Here is a 2979-nt window from a genome sequence, read left to right as displayed (position 1 = left end):
CTTCTCCAGCAGGTCCGGCGAGATGGTCAGGCGGTCGCAGCCGGCCAGCGCTTCGATCTGCGCGGTCGAGCGGAACGAGGCACCCATCACCACCGTCGGCGAGCCACGGCGCTTGAACTCGGCGTACACGCCGCGCACGAACTGCACGCCCGGGTCTTCGTCGATGCTGGCCGGCGCCTGGCCGTTGGCCACGTACCAGTCCAGGATGCGGCCGACGAACGGCGAGATCAGGAACGCACCGGCTTCCGAGCAGGCCAGCGCCTGGGTCGGGTTGAAGATCAGGGTCAGGTTGCAGTCGATGCCTTCGGCCTGCAGTACGCGCGCCGCTTCCACGCCGGCCCAGGTGGCGGCGATCTTGATCAGCACCTTGCTACGCGGCACGCCGGCCGCTTCGTACATGGCGATGAATTCGCGCGCCTTGGCGATGGTGGCAGCGGTGTCGTGGGCTTGGTCGGCGTCCACTTCGGTGGACACGCGGCCGGGCACCAGCTCGGCCAGCATCGTGCCCACACCCACGGTCAGGCGGTCGACCACGGCCTTGGCCACGTCCTGCACGTCGCCGGGCTGGTTGCGGCCCCACTGCAGCTCGCGCTCGATCAACGCGGCATAGACCGGCAGGTCGAGGGCTTTCTTCACCAGGGTCGGGTTGGTGGTGCAGTCCACCGGACGCAGGCGCTTGATGGCCTCGAAGTCACCGGTGTCGGCGACGACGACGGACAGTTCACGCAGCTGGGCGAGCTTGGATGCAGCGGTCATGCGGGTACTCCAGGTCAGTCGGTGGCGCCGTCATCATCGATGCGCGCGATGACAGCCGCGGTGTCCTGGTCGAACACCGGCGCGGCAAACGGCTGCGGGCCCGGGGTGCGCCCGAACACGATGGGACGGGTGATGCCACGGTAGCTGCCCAGCAGCGGGTGCGGCAGGGTGGTGATCATTTCCTCGGCCAGCACCTGCGGGTGCTCGAACATGTCCTCGACCTTGCGCGCGGCCGCGCACGGCACTTCCTCGCCGAACAGGGCTTCCCACTCCAGTGCACTGCGCGTGGCCAGCGCGGCATGCAGCTTGGCCAGCAGTTCATCGGAATGCTCGGCGCGCTTGCGCACGCTGTCGTAGCGCGGGTCGGTGGCCAGTTCCGGCAGGCCGGTCTTCTCGCACAAGGCCTGCCAGAAGCGCGGCGTGTTGGCCGAGATGTACAGGTGGCCGTGCGCGGTGGGATGGATGCCGGTGACGCCGCCCGAACGCATGTCACGGCCCACGCCCTCGGGCTCACCCTCGGCCCAGATCATGCGTGCCGACTGCATGGTCAGCGCACTGCGCAGCAGCGACACGCCGACGTACTGGCCTTCGCCACTGCGCTCGCGCTCATACAGTGCCGAGGACACGCCGGCAGCGACCAGCGCGGCGGCGTAGTAGTCCACCACCGAGCCGTACAGGATCTCCGGCGCACCGCCGGGCTTGCCCTGCATCGCGCACATGCCGGTCATGGTCTGCAGCACCTGGTCGTAGCCGGCCTTGTCCTTCAGCGGGCCACCTTCGCCGTACCCGGTGACCGCGCAGTACACCAGGCGCGGGTTGATCCGGTTCAGGCTCTCGAAGTCGATGCCCAGCCGCGCCGGCACGCTCGGGCGGAAGTTGTGCACCAGCACGTCGGCCTCGCGCACCAGCCGCATCAGCACCGCGCGCTGGTCCGGTTCCTTCAGGTCCAGCACCACGCCGCGCTTGGAGCGGTTCACGCCGAGGAACGCCCGGCTTTCCGCTTCCAGCGTGGAGGGGTACTTGCGCAGGTTGTCGCCCACCGGCGGTTCAACCTTGATCACTTCCGCGCCCTGGTCGGCCAGCAGCGTGCAGCCGTAGGGGCCGGCGATGTAGGCGCTCAGGTCGAGCACGCGGATGCCGCTGAGCGGACCGGTGGCACCTTCGCGCGTGGCGACATCAAAGGGAGAAGGGGGGTGGCTTGCAGACATGGGGTTACTCGATTCCTTGCTTGCAGTTTCCTCCCGTGCCACCGGAAGAAACAGATCGTGCGGGTATTTTCAGCGAGGACAAAAACCTTCCACAGCCCATCGAGCGCCCCTGACACCGCGATGGAACGGGACGCATCGTCCTGCCGATGCCGGCAACGCACCTGACGTGGCCGGCACCGGCGGGTGGATCACGAAGGCGCCAGCGACAGCCAGCTCAGGCGCCATGCACCGTGCTCACGGCCACCGCAGCGGTAGTAGGGCTCGAACACCAGCGGCGCGCGGCAGTCCAGCTGCATCGTCACCGTGGCGCCTTCGCCCCGGTCCTCACCGACCTGCAGCCACTTCGACGGGTCGCCGTGCGGCAACCGCACCGTCTCGTCGGTCTTGAAGCCATCGATCAGCCCGGTGGCGTAGACCAGTGGGCCATAGGTCAGGCCAACGTACTCCCAGCGCAGCACTTCCTGCGCCACCGGCGAGCCGTCGGGTGCGCGCGATTCCTGCACGTTGATGTTGGCCGCGCGCTGCAGCTGCGGCTGCATCGGCAGGCGCAGGTTGACCAGGTCACCGGCCTTCCATTCGCGCAGGATCTGCACGAAGCCGTCATCGCCGGGCTGCACCGGCACGGTGATGCCATTGACCTGGATGCGTGCGTCCTCGGCCCAGGCCGGGATGCGCAGGCCGACGCTGAAGGTCGCGTTGCGCTCGGGCGAGACGCGCAGCGTGACCTGGCCGTCGAACGGGTAGCGGGTGTGCTGCTGCAGCGCCACCGCGCCGGCCTCGGCCTGCGACAGCGTGGCCTGGCCGGGTCCGTACAGGTTTATCCGCAGGCCGCCATCGGCGGCGACGCCATAGGCGACCTGCGGCAGTTCCTCCACCGCCATCGCGCCGGAGGACTTGCAGCAGCGCCAATACGTGGTGTGCACGCGCTTGCCGTTGGGGAAGGTGTAGTAGCACCAGTCCTCGCCGTTGGGCGCCATCGCCGCGAGCAGGTCGTTGTAGGCGGTACGCTCCAGTT

3 protein-coding genes are annotated in these 2979 nt (G+C 68.6%); all 3 read right to left on the bottom strand.

Annotation, left to right across the window (positions count from 1 at the left end; genetic code table 11):
- A partial coding sequence (locus VA603_RS09530; protein WP_323438659.1) for a transaldolase family protein occupies positions 1-756 on the bottom strand: 756 nt, incomplete at its 3' end.
- A 14-nt stretch (positions 757-770) separates the two neighbouring features.
- Entirely contained in the window at positions 771-1964 is a 1194-nt protein-coding gene (locus VA603_RS09525; protein WP_323438658.1) for a CaiB/BaiF CoA transferase family protein, read from the bottom strand.
- A 188-nt stretch (positions 1965-2152) separates the two neighbouring features.
- Positions 2153-2979 (bottom strand): glycoside hydrolase family 127 protein (locus tag VA603_RS09520; protein ID WP_486679291.1); only part of this gene is annotated, 827 nt, incomplete at its 5' end.

Source organism: Stenotrophomonas capsici (genome assembly GCF_034961085.1).
In the GTDB taxonomy this organism is placed as follows: Bacteria; Pseudomonadota; Gammaproteobacteria; order Xanthomonadales; family Xanthomonadaceae; genus Stenotrophomonas; species Stenotrophomonas capsici.
This window is presented reverse-complemented; position numbering and strand designations above follow the sequence as displayed.